At 71.6% G+C, this 5,312-nt stretch carries 7 protein-coding genes and 1 tRNA gene; 3 read left to right on the top strand and 5 right to left on the bottom strand.

Annotated elements, in window-relative coordinates:
• On the bottom strand, window positions 1–764 hold a 764-nt coding region (locus AC5L36_RS45285), incomplete at its 3' end, for a branched-chain amino acid ABC transporter substrate-binding protein (RefSeq protein ID WP_441225301.1).
• A 198-nt stretch (window positions 765–962) separates the two neighbouring features.
• Window positions 963–1,583, bottom strand: a complete 621-nt coding sequence (locus AC5L36_RS45280) for an ANTAR domain-containing response regulator (protein WP_441225299.1) — start codon at window positions 1,581–1,583, stop codon at window positions 963–965.
• A gap of 103 nt (window positions 1,584–1,686) precedes the next feature.
• Here AC5L36_RS45280 and AC5L36_RS45275 point away from each other — a divergent pair.
• The 3 genes from AC5L36_RS45275 to AC5L36_RS45265 all read left to right on the top strand — a co-directional run bounded on the left by AC5L36_RS45275 (window position 1,687) and on the right by AC5L36_RS45265 (window position 2,909).
• Window positions 1,687–1,760: transfer RNA gene (locus tag AC5L36_RS45275), tRNA-Leu, on the top strand.
• 70 nt (window positions 1,761–1,830) lie between these two features.
• Window positions 1,831–2,691, top strand: a complete 861-nt coding sequence (locus tag AC5L36_RS45270; RefSeq protein ID WP_441225297.1) for a peptidylprolyl isomerase — start codon at window positions 1,831–1,833, stop codon at window positions 2,689–2,691.
• Window positions 2,692–2,750: 59 nt separating this feature from the next.
• Window positions 2,751–2,909 carry a hypothetical protein gene (locus AC5L36_RS45265; RefSeq protein ID WP_441225295.1) on the top strand — a complete coding sequence of 53 codons (159 nt, stop codon included), beginning with the start codon at window positions 2,751–2,753 and terminating at the stop codon, window positions 2,907–2,909.
• On the opposite strand, the gene AC5L36_RS45260 is transcribed toward AC5L36_RS45265, so the two are convergent.
• From AC5L36_RS45260 to AC5L36_RS45250, 3 genes are read right to left on the bottom strand one after another with little or no spacing between them, the layout of a single operon-like run.
• Window positions 2,880–3,875 carry a class I SAM-dependent methyltransferase gene (locus tag AC5L36_RS45260; protein WP_441225293.1) on the bottom strand — a complete coding sequence of 332 codons (996 nt, stop codon included), beginning with the start codon at window positions 3,873–3,875 and terminating at the stop codon, window positions 2,880–2,882. The two genes, AC5L36_RS45265 and AC5L36_RS45260, sit on opposite strands and share 30 nt — an antisense overlap.
• Window positions 3,876–3,915: 40 nt before the next feature.
• Window positions 3,916–4,770, bottom strand: coding sequence for a TIGR03619 family F420-dependent LLM class oxidoreductase (locus AC5L36_RS45255; protein ID WP_441225292.1), 855 nt, complete (start codon window positions 4,768–4,770; stop codon window positions 3,916–3,918).
• Window positions 4,767–5,114, bottom strand: coding sequence for a MerR family transcriptional regulator (locus AC5L36_RS45250; RefSeq protein ID WP_441225290.1), 348 nt, complete (start codon window positions 5,112–5,114; stop codon window positions 4,767–4,769). Before AC5L36_RS45250 ends, AC5L36_RS45255 begins: the two co-directional genes overlap by 4 nt.
• Between the last annotated feature and the right edge of the window lie 198 nt (window positions 5,115–5,312).

The raw sequence follows: 5,312 nt of genomic DNA, 5'->3' as shown, positions 1-5,312 counted from the left end.
TGCCAGCCGGCGCCCTTGAGCTGCTTGAGCAGCAGGCCCGCCTCGGTGTAGTAGCCACCGAAGAACAGCGCCGTGGCGCCGGAGTTACGGATCTTGGTGACCACCGCGGAGAAGTTGGTCTGCTTGACCTGGACCTTGTCCTCGCCGACCGGCGTGCCGATGACCTTCTTGACCTCGTCGGCCAGACCCGCGCCGTACGCCGACTGGTCGTCGACGACGTAGACCTTCTCGGCCTTCAGCACGTTCTTGATGTACCGGCCCGCGGCCGGACCCTGCGACTCGTCGTTACCGACGCCGCGGTGGAACACGCTCCAACCCTTGGTGCTCAGGCTCGGGCGGGTCGCCGACGGGGTGATCGTCGGCAGGTTGCCCGACTGGAAGATCGGGTCGGCGACCTCGGACTCACCGGAGAACGCCGGGCCGATGATCGCGATGACCTTCTGGTCGCCGACCGCCTGGGTCGCCAGGGCCGGGGCCTTGGCCGGGTCACCCTGCGAGTCGTACTCGACGATCTCGGCGGTGCAGTCGGCGTTTTCCTTGTTGTATTGATCGATCGCCAGCTTGGTGCCGTTACGCATGTGGATACCCAAGCCGGCCGCGTCACCGGTGAGCGCGCCGAAGAAGCCGATCTTCATGCCACACGCGGCGTTGCTACCGCTACCGCCGTCTCCGCCGTCGTCGTCTCCGGCCTGACACGCGGCGCCACCGAATACGAGCGCGGCGATGGCGATGCCACCGAACGCCCGCGCGAGCTTCTGCCTCAAGGCTCGAACCCTCCTCCATCAAATGGCCCGAACCACCCGCTGCCGATTGGCTCTTGCGGGACAGACGAGCCCGACCGCTATCTCGGTCTGCGCCGGGACGTTATCCCACCAGGCGGGCAACCCGTAAGGGCTTGGCCGCGCAGTTGACGAAACCGTTACGTAGCGTGCTCAGTCTGACGGTAACGCTGTCATAAAGCTCTACTGTTTGGGCTGGTCAGAGCCCTCAGTCGGGGTCTCGGTCAAGATCCGCTCAGCCACCTCACGCATGGTCATACGGTGGTCCATGGCGGTGCGCTGGATCCACTTGAACGCCTGCGGCTCGGTCATGCCATAAGTGGTCATCAACGTCCCCTTGGCCCGCTCGACGGCCTTGCGCGTCTCCAGCCGGTCGTTGAGCCCGGCCACCTCGGACTCGAGGGCGGCGATCTCCTGGTAGCGGGAGAGGGCGATCTCGATCGCCGGCACCAGGTCGCTCTTTTGGAACGGCTTGACGAGGTAGGCCATCGCGCCGGCCGCGCGGGCCCGCTCCACCAGGTCACGCTGGCTGAACGCGGTGAGGATGACGACCGGCGCCACCCGCTCGCCCGCGATCCGCTCGGCGGCGGCCAGCCCGTCCATGATCGGCATCTTGATGTCGAGGATGACGAGGTCGGGCTTGAGGTCGAGGGCGAGCCGCACGGCCGTCTCACCGTCACCGGCCTCGCCGACCACGTCGTAGCCCTCTTCGACCAGCATCTCGGCCAGGTCCAGGCGGATGAGCGCCTCGTCCTCGGCGATCAGCACCCGCCTGCGCTCGGCACCCGCCTGCGTGTCGGCCACGAACCCCTACCCCTCACTTGCTCCCGACACTCCGACCGGTCGGGTGCCGTCGCCCTCAGCGTAGTGGGTAGTCTGGTCGCGGTCAGTTCCCGACCCGACCGACGTCCCCGTATCCCAACCGGCAGAGGAACGGAGCTCAAACCTCCGACAGTGTGGGTTCGAATCCCACCGGGGGCACACCTGCCAGGCATGTTTCGCCTGATCAGCCCGTTGGTCGCCGATCTCGCCTCGAAATGAGGACTCCCCGGTGACCAACCCCCCTCCACCGGCGCCCGGTCAGCCGGAGCCGCCCCGCCCGCCCTATCAGCCCTATCCGCCGCAGGCCGGCCCGTGGCCGCCGCCGGCCGGCATGGGGCCACCACCACTGGCGCCGCCGCCACCGAAGAGCAGGCGCGGCCTGGTCATCGGCCTGGTGGCCGGCGCGGTCGTCGCGGTCCTGCTGTGCGCGGGCTGTGTGACGGCCGCCGTCGTGTACTACGTGAACGACGGCGCGATCGACTCCGGCACGAACGGCGACCGTGCCGCGCCGCCCGCCGGCTCCGGCGGCGCGTGTGGCGCCACGAGCCGGGCGGCCGAGCCGGCGGACAAGGCGGTCGGCATGCCGGACTTCGCGGGCGCCCCGCGCTCCGGCACCGCCACCATGCGGATCACCACCAACCTCGGCCCGATCACCATCACGATGGACCGCGCGGCCACCCCGTGCACCGTGGCGAGCTTCGCCCACCTGGCCGCCAAGCACTACTTCGACGGCAGCCCGTGCCACCGGCTGGTCACCGAGGGGCTCTCCATCCTCCAGTGCGGCGACCCGACCGGCACCGGCACCGGCCAGCCGGACTACGCGTTCGCCGACGAAAACCTGGCCGGCGCCCGCTACACCCGCGGCGTCGTCGCGATGGCGAACGCCGGCGCCGGCACGAACGGCAGCCAGTTCTTCATCGTGTTCAAGGACGGCGAGCTCGATCCGGCGTACACCCCGTTCGGCACCGTGACGGCCGGCCTGGAGGTCGTCGGCCAGGTCGCCGCCGGAGGCCACGACAACTCCCTCGCGGGCGGCGGCGGAAAGCCGAAGGTGGCCATCACCATCCAGGGCCTGACCGTCGACGCCTGACCCGTCGCCTTCTCCGCCATCCTCACGCGCCGCCGATCGACGGCTGAGGCCTCGAGGTCGTGCGCAACGAGATCGACCCGGCGAAGATCACCGACCGGATCGCGCGCCTACCGACCGACCTGCTCCGCCACAAGATGCTCATGACCCTGCACCCGGTGCCGGACGGGGTCATCGTCGAAACGATCGTCCTACCGCTGGTCCGCGGAGACCTCCCGTGACGGGGTCGACCGCGCGGTGAGCCCGGCGCGCTCGAAATGCCAGAAGAGCATGGCGCCCATGCCGTCGCTGGCGGCACGGGTGGCCTCGGGCAGCAGCGCCTGTAGCGACCACGGCCAGAGGTCCCACGGCCCCAGGTCCGCCGCCTTCTCCTCCGCGGGCTCCGGTGCATCCTCTGTGGACTGCGGCGCGCCGCCGCCGGGTGGAGGCTCCTCAGTGGACTCGGGCGCGCCGCCGCCGAGCCGGGGCTCCTCGCACCGGACGGGCCGCAGCCCCACCGGCAGCGCGGCGCGCAGGTAGTCGCCGACGAGGTGCCGCGCGGCCGGCATCCGGCCCGGCGCCCCGTCCGGCAAGCGCACGCACGGGATCGAGCCGAGGGCCACCATGTCCGGGTGGATGTCGCAGAGCACGAGGTGGCCGCCCGGCCGCAGCACCCGCGCGAACTCCGCGAACACCGGCCCCAGCGCGCGCACGTGGGTCAGCGCCAGCGCGCAGGTCACCACGTCGACCGAGCGGTCGGCCACCGGCAGCCGGTGCAGGTCTCCGAGGAGGAACCTCGCCGACGGCACCCGCTCGCGGGCCCGGGCCAGCATGTCCGGTGAGCCGTCGACGCCGGTGACCCGGTGGCCGCGCTCGGCGAGCAGCGCGGAGTAGCGCCCGGTGCCGCAGGCGGCGTCGAGCGCGTCGCCAGCGGGCAGGCCGTCGAGGATGTCGACCACGATCGCGTCCCACTCGAACGCGCCGTTGGGCTCCGCGTCGTAGGAACGCGACCAGATCCGGTAACCCTCCACAGTGTCCACCGACGCGACCTCGACACCGGGACCGGCCAGCGTGCCGTCGTCGAGCAGGCGGCGTACCTCCGCGAGGCGGGCCTCGACGAACGCGCGGTCGTGCTCACCGGTGAACGCCCGCAGCAGCGCGATGCCCTCGATGCCGAGCAGGTAGGCCAGCGGGTGCTCGTACGTCACGGCCCGACGCTAGCGAGGCGCACTCGGCGGAGCCACCGGTTTATCCGAGCCCGAACCGCTCGGCGAAGGACGTCATCTGGGCGTACCGCTCCACGGCATCCTCCCCCGTGGCGCCGACGACGACACGGGTCACGCCCTCGGCCGCGAGCGCCTCGACCCGCTCCGGCGACACGTCGATGGACGCCCAGCGGGTGACCTCAAGCGCGGCCGGGTCGCGGCCGGCCGCCACGGCGCTCGCGCGGGCGAGCTCCAGATGGGCGCGCCGCTCCTCCGGAGGGAGCATGCCGCCCGCGAACCAGCCGTCGCCCCGCCGCCCGGCCCGGCGCGCGGCGGGACGGCTCGACCCTCCGATGTGGATCGGCAGGTGCGTGCCGCCGTGCGGCTTGGGATAGCAGGTCAGGTCGTCGAAGTCGAAGAACTCCCCGTGGAAGCTCACCCCCTCCTCGCCCCCACCCCACAGCAGGCGCAGCACGTCGATCGCCTCGTCGGCGCGGCGCCCCCGGCTGGCGAAGTCGACGCCGGTCGCGTGCGCCTCGCCGGGCAACGTGCCGAGCCCGACGGTGAGCAGCCGCATGCGCCCGCGCGACAGCACGTCGATGGTCGCCAGCCGCTTCGCGAGGACGACAGGGTGGTGGTACGGCAGCAGCAACACGCCGGTGCCGAGCAGGATCCGCGAGGTCGCCGCCGCCACGAAGGCCAGCGTGTCGAGCGGGTCCGGGATGGCGAGCGCCGGCGGGATCGGCGTCTGACCGATCGTGGCGCCGGGGTAGAGCACGATGTGCTCGGGCAGGTAGATCGCCTCGAAGCCGCACTCCTCCGCGTCCCGCGCGTACCGGACGAGGATCTCCGGGTCGACCCCGTGGTAGTGCGGGCTGTAGCTGATCGCGAACCTCAACGCGCCGCGCCCAGCTGCTCGCAGAGCTGGCGGCGCACCGTTTCGAGCCGCTCGATGTACGCCTCCACCTCGGCGAGCTTGCGCCGCAGCACGCTCACCGAGTCGGGGCAGACGTCGCCGCTGGGGTTGCCCGCCCGCAGGCACGCCACGAACGGCCGGATCTCGTCGAGTACGAAGCCGGCGGCCAGCAGCGCGCGTATCTCCCGCACCACGCGCAGCTCCGCCTCGTCGTAGTCCCGGTAGCCGTTGGCCGCGCGCCGCGGCCGCACCAACCCGTGCGCCTCGTAGTAGCGCAGCGCCCGCGTCGTGGTGCCCGCCTGCCCCGCCAGCTCCCCGATTCGCATGATCACAACGCTAAACCTTGCCCCCGACGTCAACGCAAGCCTCGCGCCTGGCCGTCACCGGTCACCCCCGGGTCGTACCGATCACGCTGATCGCGCGGGTGACGCTTTCAAGTAGATTTGCCCACGTCCGCGTCAGCGGCGGACCGTATGCTCCCGCGGGCACCGCTCCCGGCCGGCGGCTCGCAGCGCTCGCCGAAA

Source organism: Phytohabitans sp. LZ39, assembly GCF_059359075.1.
The sequence above is the reverse complement of the archived record's forward strand: the minus strand, read 5'-3'. Positions and strand labels throughout refer to the sequence as shown.

What these genes read in the sequence shown, in the direction of transcription:
- AC5L36_RS45250 (WP_441225290.1), bottom strand. Translation starts at nt 5,114, where the DNA reads ATGCGAATCGGGGAGCTGGCGGGGCAGGCGGGCACCACGACGCGGGCG.